Here is a 20,505-nt window from a genome sequence, read left to right as displayed (position 1 = left end):
AGCTGTTCGCTGATGTCGAGCAAGTCCTGCGCGGATCGGTAGTAGGCGAGCTGGGCGGTGTTCAGGCGGCGAACCGCGTAGCCGCCGCACACGCCGCACCAGTCGGGACCGCGCAGCCGCAGCAGATCGGCGAAAGTGACGAGATCATGAGATGCGGCAACGAACTGCCGGCCACGTGAGTGGCTGCAGTACGGCGAGTGTCCCTTGCCGTAGAAGGTGCCGAGGTTCGTCGTGTAGAGCTGCACCGAGGCCAGCACTGACAACGGAAGCCCGAGACCTGCGCGCCGACGCCGGTCCTCATGGTCTTGCGGCAGGAACGGCGTGACGTCGAGTTGGTGGGGTGAGAGCAGGGCCTGCCACACGGCATGTGGCACCGGTCGCGTGTCGTCGCCGTCGTCAAGAGTACGCAGGTCTGAAGCGGACCTGACGACGGCCAGGATGCGCAGGTTGTGCTCGATTCGCCGGCGATCACCGCGGCTGAGGAGCACCAGGCGGCGTTCTCCCGCCTGAATCCCGAGCGGGCCGCCCACATCTTCGTCGGTGTCCCCATCAGTCGCGGACATGATCTCGTCGATCCACGGCTCGATCAGGCTCTCCGGTAGATCCGACGCACTCGCGACGATCACGCCACGCCATCCGCTCGCCGACCTGGCCGCCACGGTGTCGAGGGTCAGCACCTCCACGCCGTCCTCCACCGAGTAGACGAGGTAGGGCTGTTCTCCCGCATCAGTCGCGCGAAGGGCGTTAGCGGCAGCGGGCCCAACCAGCTTCCGCTCGGCTACCCGGCAGTCGTCGAGAACACCCGGCAGAAGGCCAGGATCGGGTTCAGGGATGTGTTGTTCGATCCAGGCGTTGAGGGTCTCGACCGGTGTGGTGGCTGGCTCGTCGACTTCCACGCAGTCCAGGCTGCCACCGTCGAGCAAGCGCCGAGCGATCAGTTCCGGCACACGGAGCAGCGCGACCCGGCTACTCCAATCGATCGCCGTGGCGTGCACAGCCACGACACCGATCTCCCACCGTGACAGCATGCCTTCGAAACCTCGGCGGCGTTCCGCGCGGTCGTTCCGCTCTCCCGCGCCGGGGACAGTGGCAATCAACCATCGGTCCGAGGCCCCGTCGTCATCGCGAGCCGCTCGCGCCACACCGATCCACTGGTCCACGAGGCCGGTGAGCGCACGGTCCGCCTCGTCCCGGCCCTTGCGTTTCCGGCCCATCACGCTTTCGAGCACCCGGTACACGGGCAGCGGATGTTCCTCGAGCCCACACCAGTCTGTCGCCGCTTCGCGCTGCCACGCGCACCAGAGTTTCCTCAACACGGACTCGACGTCGCCGAGAACCTTGAGATCATCAAGACTCCTGGCCGAGCCTGGCTGGGACATCAGGGACACCGCGGCCGCGTCGACCAGGTTCGCGGGAACGAGCACGCTCGCAAACAACCGCCGAAGCTCCTCGGCATAGCCCGCCTTCACCTGCATCCGCGAACGCGCCCATTCCCGCAGCCACGAGTAGCGGTTGATCACTTCGTGCGCGGCGTGAAGACTCTCCGCCGCACTACGCCACGCAGGCAGCAGCAGATCGTCGCGCAGCTTCCGCGCGTCCTCGTACTCCTCCCCCAGCTCGTCATCGTCAGGCCAACCGCTGGCCGACAAGAGTTCCGCCGCCCTGGCGACATCCCGTCCCTCCAGGTCCTCGTCGACGTCGTCCGGCGTGTACTGGTCCAGCTCGTAGAGCAGGCCCGTCCCCATCAGCGCGTCGAGAAAGATGCCGAGTGCTGTCGCGGGTCGGCCCCACACGCCCCATTCGGCGCATGCACTGCACATTCGTCGAACTGTCGCGGCCTCGAGCGGCACCGTCAGCTCGACGGCCTCAGAACCGCGAAGCGACGAACAGGTGCGACGGGCATGGAGCCGGGTGTTCTTCCCGCCGGTCGTGTACGCGCGAACTGGGCTTCCTTCGAACGGACCGAACGGGATGTCGTCGGTGAGCGCGGACACGCAGAACCCCTTCCTGAAGAACGCCATCCAGAAGCGCGGCACCTGGACGCGTGGCGGTCCATCCAACCACCGAGCCGCGGACTCCGTAGCCGAGTTCAGAAGCCCTCTGTTTCGCGCTACGACGACCGGTTCGCTCAGCCGCCTCGAGCCTGCTGAACAACGTCGCGGCCAGCAACTGGGAGTGTGACATCGTCGAGTTCGCCGCCAAGGCCTTCCAACGACTGGGCGAGGTACCACAGATCGCCGCGACCTTGGCGGCCAGACGTGGGCCGTACACCGGGTGCCGTTCGAGGTCTTGCACGGCGACGCGCCAGGCGAGGTCGTCGGTCATGTAGCTCGAGCTGAGCGTGGCTGTCGGCTCGGATAGATGATCTTGAATCCATGCCGGAAACTCGAGACGCCGCACGATCATCCCGGTCTCCTCCGCTACTTCGCGGCGAGCCGCGTCGACCGGCTCCTCGCCCTCGTCCAGGCCGCCGCCCGGCAATTCCCACCAGTCGCGGCCGCGGTCGAGCGGATCGCAGGCGTGGATGAGCAGCACGCGGTCGTGGGCGTCGAGCAACAACACCCGAGCGCCGACGCGTGGCGTGGTGACGGCGGCGGACATCCGGCGGGCGTTCCTCGTGGTCGGCTGACTGGGCGGCAGCCTGCACGAGTGCCGCCGGAGCTCAGAACAAAGTCGGCTCCGGCTCGTTGTACGCCGTACCGCAGATTCCGACACCGGTCTCGCCCGCCGTCATCATCGCCGTCCTGGAAACGGTCAGCCTGACCAGCCTGCGTACCCGGCGCCCCACCCCACACGCACACTCATCGCAGGACTGACCATGTTCTTCCACTACCTGATCGGGATGCTCCTCGACCTCGCCACGACCATCCTGGTATTGGCCGCGCTGGTCATTTCATGTGCGGCACTGCATCCGCCTCGATCTCCACACCGCTGACAGCACGGAAGACCGCTCATCAGGGAAACCAGATCAGGGCGTCCATTTTGGAGAGAAGCCACCCGTCGACTGGTAGCGACCACACCGAGTAGCCGCGACAGCCAACGGCTTGACTTAGGCTGCCGCCATGGCCGACCTCACGTCCCCGACTCCCAAGGAAGCCTTCGAGCTGCTGCGCTCGGGCAACGAGCGCTTCGTCGCCGGTACCCCGGAGCACCCGAACCAGGACGCGACACGCCGAGCCGAGATCGCACCGGCCCAGCGCCCGTTCGCCGTGCTGTTCGGGTGTTCTGACTCCCGGCTGGCTGCCGAGATCATCTTTGACCGCGGCCTGGGAGATCTGTTCGTGGTACGCACCGCTGGCCACGTCATCGGCACGGAGGTCCTGGGCAGCGTCGAGTACGCGGTGGGCGTGCTGGACTGCCCGCTGGTGGTGGTCCTCGGTCACGACGCGTGTGGCGCGGTCGGTGCGGCGTGCGCCGCGCTCGACGAAGGCACGGTGCCGGCCGGGTACATCCGGGATGTCGTCGAGCGCGTCACGCCCAGCGTGTTGGCGGCGCGCGCTGCCGGGCGCCTGCAGGCCGACGAGATCCTCGTCGAGCACATCAGCCGGACCGTCGACCTGCTGCTGGATCGCTCCCGGCTGCTCGCCGAGCGGGTGGCTGCCGGCCAGGCCGCCGTGGTCGGCCTGTGCTACCGCCTGGCCGACGGCGGTGCGCACCTGGTTGCGTCCCGCGGGCTGGATGCTTCCGTCTCCGCATCGTGACGGCCAGCGCCGGGTACGGCCTCAAACCGTCGGCGACGTCAGTCGGAGGGCCGGGGTCCCGAAGCGCGGCGGAGCCGGTTGGCGATCGCGAGTCCCAGCCCGGCCTCCATCGGCAAAGACGCGAAGATGAGGTCACATCCCCGCTGGTCGAGCTCGCGCAGGAATCCGTACAGCCCGCGTGCGTAGGCGGCCATCGAGTCGGGGATCTCCACCGCGGCATGCACCTTCACCGAGGCGCCGCCGATGGCCGGGGGAAGAAACACGCCCACCCGATGGCCCAGCTCTTGTGCGAGCTCTGCTTCGACGACGAGCTTCTCGAGCTCGACGAGAACGACCCGCGCCCGCGGCGCGTAGTGCGACGGATGCTGGCCGGGCACCCGGACGCGGCTCGTCGAAGGAACCGCAAGCGGAAAGCCCAGCACCGCCTCGAGATCCTCCCGCGTCACACCGCCGGGCCGCAGGACGCTCGGGACGTCACCCGTGGCGTCGACGATGGTCGACTCGACACCGACCTCGCAGGGGCCTCCGTCCAGCACAAAGTCAACGGCATCGCCGAGTTCCACACGAACGTGGCTCGCCGTGGTGGGGCTGACCGAGCCGAACCGGTTGGCGGACGGAGCCGCCACACCACCGCCGAAAGCTGACAGCAAGGCGAGCGCGACGGGGTGGTCCGGCACGCGCACGGCCACCGTCTCCAGACCACCCGTCGCTTCGAGCGGCACCCGACGGCCGCGCCGAAGGACCAGCGTCAGCGGCCCCGGCCAGAAGCGTTCAGCCAGCAGGCGCGCGGTCTCGGGCACGTCTTCGACCGAGTTGCCCAGCTGCTCGGCGCCACCGATGTGGACGATCAGCGGGTGTGAGGGCGGGCGCCCCTTGACCTCGAAGACACGCGCCACGGCGCCGGGGTCCTCGGCGTTCGCGCCCAGACCGTAGACGGTCTCGGTGGGGAAGGCCACCAGGCCTCCGGCCCGGAGCACCCCGGCTGCCTTCTCGGTGTCACTGGTAGTTGCCGACACCCTCGCAATCCTCTCACTGTCTCCGATCCCCGCGTTCCGCGGCCTCGTCGACGCATGATGGCGAGACAAGGCCGACGGCACCGCGACCCCGAAGAACGAAGCACGAACCTGTCAGCGCAAAGGCGAGCCGTCCACAGCTTGTGGATAACTCGCCGTCCATGTGGATCAGTTCACGCGAAGGTCTGGACGGCTTGATGCACGCGATTGCGAGCATCGATGTCAGAGCAATCGGGCCCGCCAGCACTGCAGGAGACGTGCTGAGGTGTCCTAACGCGCGGCGCTCACCGCTTGCGGCCACCAGTTCGCCGCGCCGCTCGGACGGCCGCCGTGACCAGCGCTACCTGACAGACCAGTTGGTGCCATTCCACGTACGACGCCTGCGCGGGTAGGCCCGAGCTGCGCTGCCGTTGGCCCCGCCCGCGAAGCCTCGCGAGAGTCGAACGCCCCAGGGCGAGCGTGGGCAGGCACGTCAACCGGCTGGACGGCCCAACGATCATGCGCTGCTCGGCAATGCCGCGAGCCAGCCTGGGCTGAGGCCGCGATCTGCGGGCGTGCCCATGGCGGCGAGCACGGGCGAGGGCTGGTGGTGGCCGCTGTGGCAGGCCGAGCCGGTGGAGGCGGCACTTGTTGTGGCGTCGAGCAGTTCCTGTCCTGTGATGCCGTCGATGCTGATGTTGAGCGTGTTGGGCAACCGGGCCGTCTCGGGGCCGTTGAGGTGGACTCGGCCGGGTAGCGCCGAGGTGAGCCGCTCGTGCAGGCGTTCCCGTAGTGCTTGCTCTCGGGCAAACGAGCGCTTCGTCGCCGGTACGCCGGAGCATCCGAACCAGGGCTCGACGCGCCAGGCCGAGATGTGGCGAGCTGAGCGGTGCCGTCGGCCAGCTCGACGAGCCGATCCAGATTGGTCATCGTCAGTGGCCAGAGCACGGCACGGGGTCATCGACAACCAGCAGCCGAGTTCCCGATTCCACGGCTTCAGCCACGACTGTTGACCAGCGCGTGGAGCCCGGTCGACCCCAGAAACGTGACCCTGCGGAGATCCAGGACCAGGAACGGCGGACGCCGGCCGAGTTGAGCGTGGACCTCGTCGTACAGCAGACCAGCCTCGTCGTCGATGTCGCTTCTGGCGACCGTGACGAGCACGCCGTCGCAGCGTCGGGTCCGCACGGCGACCGACAGCGACTCATCATCTCGCTGATCGTCCATCACGACACTCCGCGCCCACGTCGGCAGCGGGCACCACCGCAGCCCCGGCCTGCACGAGCACGCAAGCCTGCTCGAGACGACGCGGAGCAGGGCTGGGTCACGCGCGCCCGCACGAGTCAGCAGGCTGTGGACGCTGATCGGCGCCGCCGCCGTGAAGAGGCCGTGGCCGTCGGGCCTGTCAGCCCGCCACCGCCGTTGGGAGAGACGTTCCGCCGCGGCTCGCTGTTCCTGCTCACCGACACCGAACCATCCGCATCTGCATCTGCATCATCCGCGCAACACTCGGAAAGCGCCTCATGACCCAGCATCCCGATGATCAGACGGCCATCCCGTTCGTCCTGCCCGGACCTGTCGCCGACCGCGAGACCGTCGAGGGCTGGCGGCAGTGGCGGCTGACGCGGCACACCTTCCAGCCCGCACCTGCTGAACTTGGCCGACTACCGCGCGCTGAGTCCTCGCAAGCGGGCCTTGCACGACTTGCACCGCGCCGCCAGCCACGCCAACCTGCCGCTGCAGGAAACACCGATGAGCGCCGCGGTCGCCCGGCTGATGCGGTCCCGGCTGCAAACCAACGCGCTCAAGCACAAGCCGACCACCCGTCCCGAACTGATGATCACGGGAGGGGGCTACCAGGGCAAGACCGAGACCGCCTGCGAGATCGCCGCCGCGTTCGAGGACGCCTGGCTGGACCTGCACCACCAGCTCAACCCCACCGCGATCCCCGGCACCCGCGACCTGCACGCCCCGGTCGCCTACGTCCAGACCCCGGTGACCGCCAAACCCAAGAGCACCTGCCAGGCGATCCTGGACTTCTTCGGCGCCGACCACAAAGGAATGACCCTGCCGCAGCTGACCCGCGCGGTCCGCACCTCGCTGCGCGACCACGGCAACCGGGTGCTGCTCCTGGACGACATCACCCGGCTGAAGATGCACCGCGCCGACGACCAGGACACCCTCGATCTGATGCGCGCCTTCATGAGCATGCACACCACGCTCGTGCTCATCGGCGTCAATATCCCCGGCTCCGGGCTGCTGCGCGAAGGACGCCACGACCCGCGCACCGGCCAGTGGGTCTTCCCGCCACCCGCCAGCGCGTCTGCCGGGGATGACCCGGCCACCCAGACCGAACGGCGCTTCGACTTGGTTCACCTGGAGCCATTCCGCTACGACACCGCGGAAGGCATCGCCGCCTGGACCGCCCATCTGGCCGGGCTGGAGCAACACCTGCGCCTGTTCCACGCCCACGCCGGAATGCTCACCGGTGGCACGATGCCCGAGTACCTGTTCCGCCGCACCGGCGGCGTGATCGGACTGCTGGAACGCCTCATCGAGGACGGCTGCACCGAGGCGGTCGACACCGGAGCCGAGAAGCTGACCGCGGACCTGCTGGACAGCATCCTGATCAACCTCGGCAACGATCCCACCCGCGACGCCACCGCCGGCGAGATCCCGCGGGTTCCGGCGGTCAAGTCGGACACCAAAGGCCGCCGCAAGGCACGCAACACCGTGTTCGACGACACCGGAATCCCCGCCAGCGGCAGTCAGCACAGCGGCCGGGGAGCATGACCGCGCACCGCCGGCCACTTCCCCGCAGCCTCGACCCGCTGCCCGACGAGTCGATCGTCGGTTTCGTGCTGCGCCTGGCCTACAGGCTGGACCTCACACCCGCCCGTGTGGTCACGCTCACCGGCCTGAACACCGGACACCACAACAACGCCGCCGCCCTGGGCCTGACCGTCCACGTCGTTCCCGCCGCACGCGACGCCTTCGCGCACGCCACCAAGCTGACCCCGGCCGAGACCGACACCCTGTTCCTCAGCGCGCTGGGTGACCGCTACCCGGCCGCCAAACCCACACGCGGCCCGAACCGGTGGGGCAGCACCACCTACTTCGACCGGTGGCTGTTCACCCGTTCCACTCGCTACTGCCCGGACTGCCTGGCAGGTGACGACACCCAGCTCGGCCGGGAACTGGGCGGCGCCTGGCGCCGAACCTGGCGGCTGCCCGTGGTGTTCGCCTGCACCGAGCACCATCGCTTCCTCGATCACCACTGCCCGGCCTGCCGCCAGCCCGTCCACGTCAAGCGCGGCACCGGCCATTCCCGATGGACCACCACCAGGCTGCACCCCACGCAATGCCGGTCCACCGTCGGCCTCGTCGCACGCGGGGTGAAACGCAACGCCTGCGCCGCCTGGCTTGCCGCACGCGACCGGCCGGCCAGTACGCCCTGCGCCGCGATGCTCGGCCTGCAGCACCGCATCCTGGCCGCGCTCGACACCGACCGACCGGATCGCATCGACGTGCTCGGCCACGAGACTCTCGCCCGCCACTACTTCGTCGACCTGCAGATGCTCGCCTACCTGATCCGCGTTTCCTGGCCCTACGGCCGCGACCTCGTTCCCACACGCGACCTCGGTGACGCCTTCGACGAGCACCTGTCCGACCTGATCGAACAGCACGAGTCCACCGCTCACTATGCGACCAGCAGAGGCCGCAGCCAAGGTATCCAGCACCGTCACAAGTCACCGCCACTGGACGCGGTTGCCTGCGCCACACTGCTGGCCACCGCGGACAGCTTGCTGACGCTGAGCTCGCCCCCAGAGCTGAGCACCGTGTTGCGGCGCCTGCTGGCCCACGACGACCGCCGCCCCGGCCGGGCCGCCTGGAGCAGGACCTTCCTGGAGGACCGGCCGGCCTGCTCGCCGGGCATGCGGCTGGCTGTCGCTCCCGTCCTGCAGACCTACACCCGCGCCCGACGACCCCGCGGACTGCACGCGCCCATCCGCCGCACGCCGTTCGGTCCCGCGCAGATCGCCCAGTTCCTGCAACAAGACTGGTACGACCAGCATTTCGGACACTTCACCGGCATCGCCGAAGTCCACCTCCGCCGCGGCGCGGCGCTACACCTGTGTCAGCTCGCGGCCGGCGGCTCGATCAAACAGGCCGCCCAGCGACTCGGCCTCCCCGACACCCCGGCCACACACACCCGGTGCTACTCCAGCACCAAGGCACTGCACCGCTGGGCCCGCGCCCGCGACGATCCGCACGAGTTCGACACCGCCCTGCACCGGCTGGTCGACCAACTCGACACCACCCCGCATCTGATCGACTACGGCCAGCGCCGGACCGCCTTGCGCGGCGACTGGTGCATCGACCCGACGACCTGGAGCTGGCTCACCAGCCAACTTCCCTCGGCAGAAGGGATTCCCGGTCCCACACCGCAGCTCGGTGACCGGAAACGGCAGAGCGCGTCGATCTACGTCTGGGCCCGCGTCACCGGCACCGAACACGTCTTCGCCCCGCACCCGCTACGCGACCAGCAACCCGCACACCAGCACGACGCCTGGAGGCTCAGCGACTACGCGTTCTGGGCCCGCTTGCGCCAGCCCCGCACACGCCCGCACAACACCGCGCTGCGGCAGCTCCTCGACACCTACACCCGCGACCTCGCTGGCCACATCGACCTCACCGGTGACGCCGACCACCAGCCATGGAAAACCGCACGATGACCGGAATCCGGCCGCTTCCCCGCAGCCTCAGCCCTCTGCCCGGCGAGTCCCTGCCCGGCTATCTCCTGCGGCTGGCTCACAGGCTCGATCTCTCACCTGCCAGGGTCGCCACTCTCACCGGACTGACCAATCCGCTTCTGCCCACGATTCCCGCCGGCCGACTGCACTCCCTCTCACCCGAGCACGCCGAGGCGTTCGCTCGCGCCACACACCTGTCCGCCGAGGAAGCCACCGCGCTGACCCTGATCAGCTTCGCCGACCGCTACCCGCCGGTGAATCCCGCGTTCTCCGGCCGCCAGCGCCAAAACCACGGAATTCTCGTCAAGGAGAACTGGGTGTTCTCCCGCTCCAGCCGCTACTGCCCAGACTGCCTGGCCGGAGACGGCAGCCCGATCCAAGACCAGCACGGCGGAGCCTGGCAACTCATCTGGCGGCTACCCGTCGTGTTCGCCTGCCCGCTGCACCGGCGGCAGCTCCAGCACTTCTGCCCAGGATGCGACCAGCCCGCCCACCACCGCGCCACCGGCCAGGTCCAACTGCTGACGCAACCCACCAACGCCGATCTGCATCCTGTCCACTGCCGCAACGTCATCGCGACCACGCACAACGACCACACCCGCGGGCGCGTCTGCCGAACCCGACTCGACGATCCATCACACCACCGACCAGCTCTCCCCGACGACAGCGAGCTCCTCCGTTTTCAATCGCGCCTGCTCAGCCTGCTCCTCGCGGGCACAGCGGAGACGATCACCAGCGTCGGACAGCCCACCGACCCAGCACGCTACTTCGTCGACCTACGCCTGATCTGCTGCCTCATCGCGTCATCCTGGCCGGCGGCCCGCGACCTCCTCACACCCGCCGCATCCGCCGCACAGGCGATCGACGAACACGTCCGCAACACCCGCGAGCAGATCGACACCATCCGCCGATCCGGCCGGACCGTCCGGGAAATCGCCTTCTACGACAAGCCACCCCTGGACTCCGCTGCCGGCGCGCATCTGCTCGCCCTGGCCCACCAGATCACCAGCACCACCTCCGTCGATGAGGTCCGCACACTGCTGCGCACGCTCGTGATCCCCGCGCCTGCCAACACCTCGCACTGGACCCGGCAGTTCCTCGCCGGCGACGGACACTGCTCGCCCGGCTTGCGCACCGCACTCGGCCTCGAGATCAGAGCCCGCAACGTGATGAAAGAACTCGGAGTCCGCTGCCGACCACGATCCCCACGCCCGCAACCGGTCCAGTTCGGCGTCCAGCACATCCCACAACACCTACTGCCGGGATGGCACGCCGAACACCTCGCACACATCACCGACGTCAAACCCCAACTACTGCGCCGCGCCGCTGCCGCCCGCCTCGCGCAAATCTGCGTCGGCGGCCACGCCACCGAGGCCGCAGAACTACTCGGGATTCCCTACTACGCCAGCGAAAACGCACTCGCCGTCGTCAAACAGAAGCTCCGAGACCACGCCTCCGACGCCTTCGGCCGCGCCATCCACAACATCGCCCAGCGCCTCGACACCACAGTCACCCGGACCGACTACGGCAAACGACGCGACGCGCTCAAAACCTGGTCGCTCTCGCCCGACGAATGGGAAACCCTGATCGCCGGCCTGCCCGAACAACCCCACTCCGGCCCGACCCGCCCCTACATCGACTGGGGCGACAGCAAACGCCTCCTCGCATCCGTCTGGGTCTGGGTCCGCATCACCCACGGCGAACACCTCCTCGCCCCCGCCATCCGCCCCAACCTCGACCAGCCTCGACCAGGCGGACCACTCATCCGGCACGTCCACACGAGATGGCCATTCATCAGCGCAGACCAGCCCGCAGGCCACTACACCGCTCTCCGGCAACGCCTCGACGCCTTCGCCGACACGCTCTCCGCCGCCATCGATGTCGGGGTGCCGTCGTGGCCGGGGAGGGAAAGAACAGTGCGATGATCAGGGATTCCGGGACCCGGCGTCTGGCCGGCTGCAAGTGGTGCCCTGTGGGTCGACTGTCGGCGGCAGTGCGGCTGACGAGAGTGCCACCGCCCTCATTCACAGGCGAACAGGCAAGAGTTGATCGGCCCCTTGGACTGTCGCCCGGAATTCCGAATCGGCTTACCACCTTGGAGCCATCTGGCGAGCCAGCTGTTGCGTCGCTAATCCCTGGGACGCTCGGCAATTTTTGTCCAGGATTCATCCATTTCAACAATTTCCCAAAAGTTGGTCGATGCATCCCAGGTCGCCACCCATCCCGGCTCCATTCCGTATAGCGGAACCACTTCAGGGTGGGTGTCGGCGATAAAACCGAGCTCGGCCATGGCGAGGCTGTCGCCTGTCCCGTTTACGGAAGCTTCCGAGAGGAAGTGCCAGTCACCGTCAAAATGACGCACTACGGCACGCACCTCGGCTTCGCCCATGGCAACCGAGAAAGAGGCATAGCAGGAGGTACGCCGCGGCTGTTTGAAGAACCACTTGAGCCGCTTGGGCTTCTGAGTCTTCTCGGGCTTCGCGTCGTCCGCCATGCTATGCCTCTTCCAGGTCGTCGAGCTGGTGACCTAAAACGCGACTATCCCGCGATAACGGTCACCCCACTGCATATTACACCCCCGACATTGCGGGAAGTAGACGTGGGGGCCTCCACGCGCCTTCGGAAAGACATGCCCCGCCGTGGCTTCGTTGTGATAATGCTTTTGACCCTTGACGCTCTTCTGGCCAGGCCTCATCTTGACACCGCAGGTGGCGCAACGCCAGTTGTTGTCCTTGAGCCACTTCTCCCGCACAGCGCCCTTGGGGGCGCGTGTGCCGACGTGGGGAACGAACGCTCGGTTGTTTGCCGCACGCTGAACAAACTGGCGGGCAGCTGCCTGCGCCGCCTTCTTCGCCGCCTGCCGAGCCGCGACCTGCACACCGATTCGCACGCCGATGACCACCACGAACCAGACGACCTTGCCGTCCAGGTCCATGATGTTGATCGGGTCGGCGTTGACGTAGTCGTAGTCGTTGGCGCTGCCGCCCTCGACCGGGTCGACGGACAGGAAACGGCCGAGCAGCGGGCTGTAGGGCCGGGCTCCCATCTGCACGATCGACAGCGCTCCGGCGTGCTCGTAGGGGCGCTGGTGCTGTCCGAGCCAGCCGTGGTCCATCTGGCCAGGCATGTTGTCCGGGACGTTGTCCGGGTCGATGGTGCCGTCGGTACGCAGTGGCTCACCGAATGGCGTGAACGTGCGCAACCCGCCGACCTGCTTGCCGTCCGCGCCGGTCGTCAGCGCCAGGTCACCACGCACTGTCGGGTGATCGAACGTGAACGTGTCCGGCTTCCAGGTGTACAGCACGCCACCGGGAAGGCTGATGCTGCGCGACAGCATCCTGTTGTCCGGGCCGAGGGCGAGATCGGCCGTGTCCCCGTCGCCGGTGTGGCCGTAGCGCACGTCGGTGCTGGTGTCGCCCAGGGTGGCCGTTCTGCGCACGACGCGGTCGGTCGCGTCGCGGACGTAGGAGACGTTCGCCGGATCGGCGCCGGTGACTCGTACCGCGATGTTGCGGTCCGCGCCATCCCAGGACAGGTACGTCGTGGTCGCACCCTGCGTGTACTGGGTGGTGCTGCCGCTGCTGTCGTAGCGGACGTCGCTCACCCCGTTGGCGCCGATGGTGGTCAGCAGCCGATCCGCCGCGTCGTAGCAGTAGCCGGTCTCCGCTACGCCGGACGAGGTCTCATCCAGCAGCCGGACCCTGTTGGTGTTCAGGCCCGCGTTCCCCTGAGTGCCGGTCGGGCAGCCTGTTGGCGCGTTGGAGGTGAAGTCGTAGGTGTAGTGGTGACCCGGCACCCACGCTTCGGTCAACCGGCCGGCCGCGTCGTAGACGTAGTTCGAGCCACCTGGCCGCGCGTCGGCTCCGCCCAGTGTCTCGTCGATGATCGTGCCCGCACGGGTGCGGACCACGGTCGAGTCGACCTGGACGTTGTCGCTGGTTCGCCACGCGTGCGACACGGTCCGGCCCGCAGAGTCCTTGCCGACGGACGCCAGGGCACTGCCACCGGTGTAGCTGACCGAGGCCACCTCGCCCGCCGCGTCGTAGGCGGCTGACGCGAGCACCGTTGCACCGAGGGACACCGTCAGCACACGACCAGCATCGTCGTAGGTGTAGGTGGTGGTCTGCGCCGCGTCGGCCGCGTTGGGCGGGGTCACCGTCTCCGAGGTGATGCGGCCTGCCAGGTTGTAGGTGGTCTGCGTTCGTACACCTTGGGTGTCGGTGTACTCGATGACCTTGCCCAGCAGGTCCGTCTTGGTGGTGATGGTTCCGTTGGAGTCCGACACCGAGGTGATCAACGGATCGCCGTTCACGGCGTAGTTGGTGGTGATGGTGCGTTCGGGTGCCGAGGAGGTGGCCGGGTACTTCACCGAGGTCACCCGGTCCCGGCCGTCGTAGGTAGTACAGGTCCAGGCTCCGCTGGTGCCTTTGGCGACAATCCGGCCAGAGGCGTCGTAGATCTGCTCGTCCTCCCGGGCGGTGCCGGATGCCGGGGCGGGCAGGCGGGTGAGCTTGACCAAGCCTCCCTGGTTGATCGACTCGACCTCTGTGGTGCACGGGTTGTCCCGCGTCTCGGTGTCGCCGTAGTGGACATCCGTGCTCTGCGCACCGGTTGGCATGGTTTTGCCTGTCCTGCGCAGATATCCGCTGCCGACCGGCTCGTGGCTGTTCCGCACCGTGATGCCCGCGTTCAGCGTGCTTGTCGGTAGGCCGTACGCGGCGTCAAGTCCGTTGTCGGTGTAGCTGGTCGAGCTGACCTTGTCCGGTACGCCGGCGGACTCGCCCTTCGCAGTAGAGGTCACCAAGCCATAGCTGGGCCGCAGGTAGGTGCCGGGCACGATCTGTTCGGCACCACCGGGTCGAGTCCAGTGCAGGTGCAGATCGCCAGGGCCGCCGGTGTTGTTGTAGTCGATGCGGATGCGCTTGATCGCGCCCGCGGCCGGCGGCGTGTAGCTGGCGGTGTAAGGGGTTGGCCCCTGGTCGCGCCAACCGTCGGCGACAAGCCTGTCGTCGATCCACAGCCGCACCCCGTCGTCGCCCACGACCTTCAGGGTGTACTGACCCGCGTCCGGGAAGGTGATTTCGCCGGTGAGGCGCGCTGAGTATCCCGCGCCACCCAGACCGGCGGCTGGTGCTGTGGTGCCGTCGAAGTGCGCGTCGACCGCACCGCCAGCGCCCAGGCCGCCCGTCACGTACGTCTTCACGGTGCCGGTCATGCTGGTGTTGTTCCACCACGAAACGGCCAGGCCCTGCATGCCTTCGTCGTAGTTGGTGCGGGTGTGCGGCATCGTCGCCGCGCAGGCCGCGGTGGGGTGCTGCCCGGTGAAACAGCTCGCCGGTGCCGGCCCCCACTGGTCGATGGGCCGGTCGTTGTGGTCATAGACCGTCGAGGACATCCGCCCTGCGGCATCAGTCGACGTGAGCTGTTTGTCCTTACTGTTCCACGTCGTCGACGTCGTCTTGCCCGTCGCATCGGTCGAGGTCAGCTGACGGTCGGCGTCGTCATAGGTCACCTTCATCGCGTAGCCGGACGCCGGGTAGTGCCACGAGATATCCATGAAGGTCTGCCGATTGGCAGGGTCGTAGCGGTAGGCGTGCGCGGGACGCCCACCACCGGGCTGCCCGGCCTGTCCGTTGGGCACCGGGGTCTGCACGCTGGTGGCGCCCTTGCGGGTGCCGACCGTGCCGTAGTTGACGACCGTGTACGTCTCGATGATGTTGCGGGTGGCCGGGTCCTGTGCAGCCCAGTCCACCGCCTTGGAGTCGCGGGTCGCGACGATCGTGCCGTCGGCGTTGAAGCCGTAGTCGGTGAAGTCGTTACCGGGGTTCTCAATGCGCGAGAACATGCCACCCCGGTACCACAGGTAGGTTTGCGAGCCGTCCCAGTACTGGATGCGGCACAGCATCTGCGACGGCGGCAGCGTGTCCCCCTCTGGCGGGGGTGTGCGGCCGGCGTAGCAGTCGTCCCCTGGCCGGTTGTAGAACAACTTGTGCGAGCGCTGCGAGACCGGGTCGGTGATCTGCGACAGGCGGGACGGGGTGCCGTTCCAGCTCATCGCGTTCGCCGCGGGCTTGCGACTGTCCAGAACAGACGACTCCGAGGCGAGAGTGCCGTCGGCGTTGAAGTTGTAGACGTTGCCGCCCTCGTGCAGCGTGATCTTGCCGCCGGTGTCCAGGCCGAGGACACCGTCCTGACCCGCGGGCGGGGTGTAGGTGCCGGTCGTGGTCTTGGTCCAGGTGTGCTTGGTGCCGGTTCCGTCGGTGAGGACGATCGTCTGGTCCTGTACCTGGGCCTTGGTGTAGGTGGAGCCGTCACCGGTCAGGTTGGCGCCCAGCTGCCAGCCGAACGGCAATGCGGGCAGGTCCTGGGTGTACAGCCACGACGCCGGGATGATCTGCGGCGGCACCGCCTTGTTCGAGGCCTCGTTGGTCTGCACGAACAGCTTCATCCGGCCAGGACCACTGGAGTGGTACAGCTCGGCCTTGATCGGTACTCGCTGGCCTGCCGTCAGCGCGATCTCGGTCACGGGGCCGTTCTGGCTCGTCAGTGCGAAGTTGACGTCCGAGGCGTTCTTGTTGTTGTACACCAACGTGTTGTTGACCCAGATCTTCGCGCCGTTCGCGTGCACACCACCGAAGTGGTACGTGCCGGTCACCGGGACCTGGAAGAAACCCTCCCAGCGGCCCACGAACCAATCCTGCGCCAACGCCGGCGCGAACACCGACTCGGTGCCCCAGTCGGAGTTGACCTGAGGCTCGTTGCGCACCAGCACCGGGTTCGCATCAGGCGTCCCGGAGCGGGTGGAGTCGTTGAAGTACGAGGCGCGCAACCCAAAGGGTTCGCTAGCCTGGGAGTTGTAGCTGAACGTCAGCCCGGACGAACCGGCTACCGTGTTGAACGTCGGCCCGGCGTCCTCAAGGTGGACGTTGCCGTTGGCCAGGTTCACCGTCACCGGACCCACCGTGTCCTTCGGTGCAGGGCCGGTGTCACCGATGCGCTGGTCGACCTTGAAGTGCCCTGTCCATCCCGGATGCGTCGTGGTCACCCCACCGGCGAGCGCGGTCAGCACTGTCCAGGTGTAGTTCGTGCCGTCGGTGAGCACACCTTGCGGCACTGTCCAGGTGTTGCCGGTGATGCAGCCGGAGTCGACGACGATGCCGGACTGGCCGTCCGCGCCGGTGGCGACTTTGAAGCAGTAGAGCGTGCCGTCCCCGGACGGGTTGCTCACCGGACTCACCGACAACGTCGGCGTCAGGCTCGTCAGCACACTGCCGTCGGCCGGGCTCACCAGTGACGTCGCGGGCGGCGCGGTGCCGTGGTCGACGATGAGGTTGACCTGCATGTTCTTGTACGACCAGTCGCTGCCCTCCGAACCGGTGAGCATGAACCAGGTGCTGTTGTCCCGCGCGTTGACCTTGCCCGCGATGAAGTCGGTCAGCGTCTTGGACTGGATCGAGCCCCGGTCACCGATCGGCCCCGACGCCAGGTGCTGGCCGATCCCGTTGATGTCCAAGGAGGTCGCGTGGTGCAGGTTCGACTGCCACGACAAGTTCGACCCGGTCTGGGCGTTGCGCCAGAAGTCGTAGCGGGCGCCGATGATGTTCTTGCCGAACAACGGCGTGAAGTCGTGCCGGAACGCCGTGCGCCAGATCGAGTCACCGCCGCCGGGCCCGGACTTCGAGTTGCCGACCGCGATACCGCAGTTGGTGCACTGGTAGCCGTCGGACTTGTAGGCCCTCGACTCGTCGTCGTTGTTGAACCCGTAGGTGTAGGTCGGGTCCACGATCACCGGGAACACCCGCGCCTTGTCGTTCAGCCACGTGGGGTCGACCGAGACAGTCAGCAGCCAGGTCTTGCCGTCCTGCTTGAGCCCGTAGGTGCCACCGGTCTGCGCGGGAGCCTTGTTGTCCTTGGCACTGCCCGAGGAGTCCCAGGTCACGATCGGCGGCAACGACGCCACGACCTTGCCCTTGGCGTCGGAGATCAGCACACTGTCGTCCTTGAGCGACGGAGTCAGCGACCCGGTGTCCATCCGGAACACCCAGCTGCTCGTCTGCGTGGGCTTCTTGAGGATGATGGATTCCTTGACACTGCCCGGCTCGACCTCGTACTCCAGATCGGTGTCCGGCAGCACGTTGACGTAGGTCGCCTTCGAGTCCTTGATCTGACGGCCAACCCGGCGCGCGCCCTCGAGCGCGACCGAGATCCGCTGACCCGACTCACCCAGGCTCACCGGCCCCAGGGTGACCAGACTACGGTCCTCAGCGGACGCGGCGAACTCCGGCTTCAACTGGTGCAGACCGGTCTTCGCGCGCTTGGAACCGCGATCCTCGGTCAGCCGGGTATCGACCGGTCGCCAGGCGCCCTTGTCATCACGGACACTGACCGGCACCTTCGACAACACCGTCGTCCTGGTGCCGTCCGAGTTGACGTAATCGACAGACTTCTCCGCCCGGCCGACCTCCTTCGAGGACTTCGCATCGAACTTCGATGCGGCCTTGCCGGCATCCGCGCCCATCAACGGCCGGAAATCACCCGCCGCCTTCGGCAAGTCGTGCTTGCGGCCCTCCTGCTTCGGATTCGGCCACGACGACAACTCACGCGGATCGTGATACGCCGCAGGTGAAGTCGCGACCGCGACCGCCGGTACCGCCGGTACTACGGAGGCGACCAATGCCGCCACGAGCATGGCGGCAACCGGCGATCTACCTCCAGGTCTGTATGGCCGCTTTGTCCGTCTGACACCAAGCAGACTCATCCGCACTCCCAGGGAAACGAGGAACAACAGGAATCCATCGGCACGGCAACTGTCACCAGCACAACTCCGCGTCAACCTGAGAGCGCACTGTGCCGCGGTGCGCGCCGGTACGGGGGAACAACTGCGCTGTGAACCCCCACCAACAACGAAACCTCGATTGTCAGCAGGTCACGGATAACCAGCGAAGGCCAGCACAACGCACTGTTGGCAAGTCGGGCGAGAACGACGTGAACATCGACCTGCGAAGCGGCTGCTTGGCGCGCGACATCAGCATGACCCCCCTCAAGCCCACCGCCGAGCGATGATCACCACCCGGTGATCGCAGAGTTACCCGGCGTACCCGAAGGAACGCTAATTAACACTGACCACACACCATAGAGTCCGAATGGAGTAATCCCGCCGCCTTCTTGCTGCAGCAGAAGTTGGCCACAACGGACGTCATCGCCTGGTCGAGATGAACTGCACCGTCGAGAAGGATCTGCTCGCCATCATCGGTGGACTGACCACATCAGACGACCGCTGCGGCGGTGGAAGAGTCCTGCGCTTGCACCGGGAAGACGGATCTCATGCGTGCTGACCACCCGCAGTTCCTCGCCGAGCACGTTCGCCAGCGCCACCATAAGACACTGCAACGCGTCCCAACGGGGGCTCACCGAACTGGCCAACGCTGGCAAGCAGGGCGCGGAGCGGTGCTCGCAGACCGGGCAAAGGTCTCGCGGCGATGGATCTGCATTCCAGCCCGCAACCTGGTGCGCCACCTCCGAATCAACGTGCCGTCCAGCATGTCCCTTTGGGCACCACAGTCACCACTACACCGCCGTTCAGCAGCGTCTCGACAACCTCGCCCGACGAGCTCGCCGCCATCGACCGCAGCGAAACGCCCTGGTGACAAGTACCCCTGGCAAGTGACAGATATCGCTGGTCGTCACAGCGGCGTATGTCCACAGGAGACAAGGGGTTTTTCGATGTACCGCTTGACTTCATGCGCCGAAGGAAGCGTCCATAGTCGTGCGGCCCGACACACCACCGGATGCGCACCAGGGGCCGCACCAGCTCCGGCCGGGGCATGACCACCCAATCCGAAACGTCACCACTGCGAGGTAGTCATGTCCACCAACCGTACCCTTCGAGCCGTCCCAGCTCCGGCGACCGACACGGCGAAGCCGCGCACGGAGACCGAGGAGAAGCTGTGGCAGGCACTCCGGGACAACCCCGGCAGCACCGCCACCGCCCTGTCCACCGCCGCCGGAATCGGCAAGTCGACCGCACCCAAGATCCTCACCCGCTGGGAGAAGGACGGCCTCGTTACCCGCACCGCCGGGATCGCCGGCTTGAACAAGCTGATCGCGAGATCACGTCACGCCACATTCGCCACCTCGGACAGGTGTACGGCGTCGCTGAGCACGAGATCGACGAGTTGGTCCGGCAGCTCGAGAGGCCTGACGGTGACAGCATCCTTGTCACCCATGGCGACACAGTGCCCGGCTTCGCCAGCGACTACTTCGCCGATGAGCAACGCGCGTCGGAACTCGACGTCTACCACGGTAAGTACGTCTTCGGTCTGCATCAGGTGGCGAGCTACGTCCGCAGCGTCCGCGCCGAAGTCGACCCGGAGCTGACCGAGGCCGATCTCGACCGATCAGAGGCACTCCGCCTGGACCGGCAGAAGTGCCTCGCGCGTGACAACCCGCTCCGTCTGAACGTGATCTACGACGAGGACGTTCTGCGGCGCAACATCGGTGGTGCCGCGGTCATGAGGGAGCAGATCGACCGGCTCATCGAAGAGTCCCACAGGCACCGGATCGAGATCATTCCGCGCTCGGCAGGCGCCTACCCATTGATGGGGCAAGACTTCACGATTGTGCGGTTCGACGCGCAGCCCGGCAAGACCTACGCATACACCCAGCACGGCGAGTCAGCGACCTACCACATTCGTGCACGACGAGCGTTCTACGAGAAGCGTTTTCTACAGATCCGGCAGCGGGCGCTCTCGCCGGAGAAGTCACGCGACCTGCTCGTTACGCTGAGAAACGACCTGTGGAAGCAGTAACGAGAGGGGTTGAGGCATGCACGACCTCACCCGCGCCCGATGGCGCAAGTCCAGCTACAGCAGCGGTGACAACAACGGCCAGTGCGTCGAGCTCGCACCTCACGGCGCAGCCCGCGACAGCAAGAACCCGACGGCGGCGATCAAGGTTGACCTACCTCGGTTCATCGCAGCCGTGAAGGCAGGCGCCTTCAGCTCCTGAGCTCACCGCAGCGGTCCCCGGCGGGCAGGCGCCGCAGGGGACCGCTGCCGC

Annotated in this window: 12 protein-coding genes; 6 read left to right on the top strand and 6 right to left on the bottom strand. The window is 67.2% G+C overall.

All coding sequences use genetic code 11. From position 1 onward, the window contains the following. Positions 1-1,866: 1,866 nt before the first annotated feature. Positions 1,867-2,601, bottom strand: coding sequence for an NUDIX domain-containing protein (locus C8D87_RS48770; protein WP_112231449.1), 735 nt, complete (start codon positions 2,599-2,601; stop codon positions 1,867-1,869). A gap of 461 nt (positions 2,602-3,062) precedes the next feature. On the opposite strand from C8D87_RS48770, the gene C8D87_RS40165 reads away from it, so the two are divergent. After that, positions 3,063-3,701 carry a carbonic anhydrase gene (locus C8D87_RS40165; RefSeq protein ID WP_112231447.1) on the top strand — a complete coding sequence of 213 codons (639 nt, stop codon included), beginning with the start codon at positions 3,063-3,065 and terminating at the stop codon, positions 3,699-3,701. Positions 3,702-3,739: 38 nt separating this feature from the next. On the opposite strand, the gene C8D87_RS40160 is transcribed toward C8D87_RS40165, so the two are convergent. The 3 genes from C8D87_RS40160 to C8D87_RS46515 form a co-directional block, all read right to left on the bottom strand. Next, positions 3,740-4,717 (bottom strand): L-threonylcarbamoyladenylate synthase, encoded by a 978-nt coding sequence (locus C8D87_RS40160; RefSeq protein ID WP_112231445.1) that lies wholly within the window; start codon positions 4,715-4,717, stop codon positions 3,740-3,742. A gap of 493 nt (positions 4,718-5,210) precedes the next feature. Then, a complete protein-coding gene (locus C8D87_RS40155) occupies positions 5,211-5,408 on the bottom strand; it encodes a hypothetical protein (RefSeq protein ID WP_215732624.1) in 198 nt (65 codons plus the stop codon). Between the two features lie 281 nt (positions 5,409-5,689). Further along, positions 5,690-5,920, bottom strand: a complete 231-nt coding sequence (locus C8D87_RS46515; protein WP_170166755.1) for an STAS domain-containing protein — start codon at positions 5,918-5,920, stop codon at positions 5,690-5,692. A gap of 525 nt (positions 5,921-6,445) precedes the next feature. Between C8D87_RS46515 and C8D87_RS40145 the strand changes: the two genes are divergently transcribed. The 3 genes from C8D87_RS40145 to C8D87_RS40135 are packed head-to-tail and all read left to right on the top strand — an operon-like array spanning position 6,446 to position 11,372. Beyond that, entirely contained in the window at positions 6,446-7,486 is a 1,041-nt protein-coding gene (locus C8D87_RS40145; protein ID WP_215732623.1) for a TniB family NTP-binding protein, read from the top strand. Continuing rightward, a complete protein-coding gene (locus C8D87_RS40140; protein ID WP_112231440.1) occupies positions 7,483-9,429 on the top strand; it encodes a TniQ family protein in 1,947 nt (648 codons plus the stop codon). Before C8D87_RS40145 ends, C8D87_RS40140 begins: the two co-directional genes overlap by 4 nt. Beyond that, positions 9,426-11,372: a TniQ family protein gene (locus C8D87_RS40135; protein WP_170166754.1), complete on the top strand. Its 1,947-nt coding sequence runs from the start codon at positions 9,426-9,428 to the stop codon at positions 11,370-11,372. Before C8D87_RS40140 ends, C8D87_RS40135 begins: the two co-directional genes overlap by 4 nt. Before the next feature lie 203 nt (positions 11,373-11,575). On the opposite strand, the gene C8D87_RS40130 is transcribed toward C8D87_RS40135, so the two are convergent. Then, on the bottom strand, positions 11,576-11,941 hold the full coding sequence (locus tag C8D87_RS40130) for a hypothetical protein (protein ID WP_112231436.1): 366 nt from the start codon (positions 11,939-11,941) through the stop codon (positions 11,576-11,578). A gap of 33 nt (positions 11,942-11,974) precedes the next feature. Beyond that, positions 11,975-18,136: a PA14 domain-containing protein gene (locus C8D87_RS40125; protein WP_215732622.1), complete on the bottom strand. Its 6,162-nt coding sequence runs from the start codon at positions 18,134-18,136 to the stop codon at positions 11,975-11,977. A 1,258-nt stretch (positions 18,137-19,394) separates the two neighbouring features. Here C8D87_RS40125 and C8D87_RS46510 point away from each other — a divergent pair. Continuing rightward, positions 19,395-20,255, top strand: coding sequence for a DUF5753 domain-containing protein (locus C8D87_RS46510; RefSeq protein ID WP_170166753.1), 861 nt, complete (start codon positions 19,395-19,397; stop codon positions 20,253-20,255). Between the two features lie 16 nt (positions 20,256-20,271). Then, entirely contained in the window at positions 20,272-20,454 is a 183-nt protein-coding gene (locus tag C8D87_RS40110; protein WP_112231430.1) for a DUF397 domain-containing protein, read from the top strand. Positions 20,455-20,505 lie beyond the last annotated feature (51 nt).

This window comes from Lentzea atacamensis (assembly GCF_003269295.1).
Taxonomy (GTDB): Bacteria; Actinomycetota; Actinomycetes; order Mycobacteriales; family Pseudonocardiaceae; genus Lentzea; species Lentzea atacamensis.
This window is presented reverse-complemented; position numbering and strand designations above follow the sequence as displayed.

What these genes read in the sequence shown, in the direction of transcription:
- C8D87_RS46515 (WP_170166755.1), bottom strand. Translation starts at nt 5,920, where the DNA reads ATGGACGATCAGCGAGATGATGAGTCGCTGTCGGTCGCCGTGCGGACC.
- C8D87_RS40130 (WP_112231436.1), bottom strand. Translation starts at nt 11,941, where the DNA reads ATGGCGGACGACGCGAAGCCCGAGAAGACTCAGAAGCCCAAGCGGCTC.
- C8D87_RS40165 (WP_112231447.1), top strand. Translation starts at nt 3,063, where the DNA reads ATGGCCGACCTCACGTCCCCGACTCCCAAGGAAGCCTTCGAGCTGCTG.
- C8D87_RS48770 (WP_112231449.1), bottom strand. Translation starts at nt 2,601, where the DNA reads ATGTCCGCCGCCGTCACCACGCCACGCGTCGGCGCTCGGGTGTTGTTG.
- C8D87_RS40125 (WP_215732622.1), bottom strand. Translation starts at nt 18,136, where the DNA reads ATGCTCGTGGCGGCATTGGTCGCCTCCGTAGTACCGGCGGTACCGGCG.
- C8D87_RS40110 (WP_112231430.1), top strand. Translation starts at nt 20,272, where the DNA reads ATGCACGACCTCACCCGCGCCCGATGGCGCAAGTCCAGCTACAGCAGC.
- C8D87_RS40140 (WP_112231440.1), top strand. Translation starts at nt 7,483, where the DNA reads ATGACCGCGCACCGCCGGCCACTTCCCCGCAGCCTCGACCCGCTGCCC.
- C8D87_RS40145 (WP_215732623.1), top strand. Translation starts at nt 6,446, where the DNA reads ATGAGCGCCGCGGTCGCCCGGCTGATGCGGTCCCGGCTGCAAACCAAC.
- C8D87_RS40135 (WP_170166754.1), top strand. Translation starts at nt 9,426, where the DNA reads ATGACCGGAATCCGGCCGCTTCCCCGCAGCCTCAGCCCTCTGCCCGGC.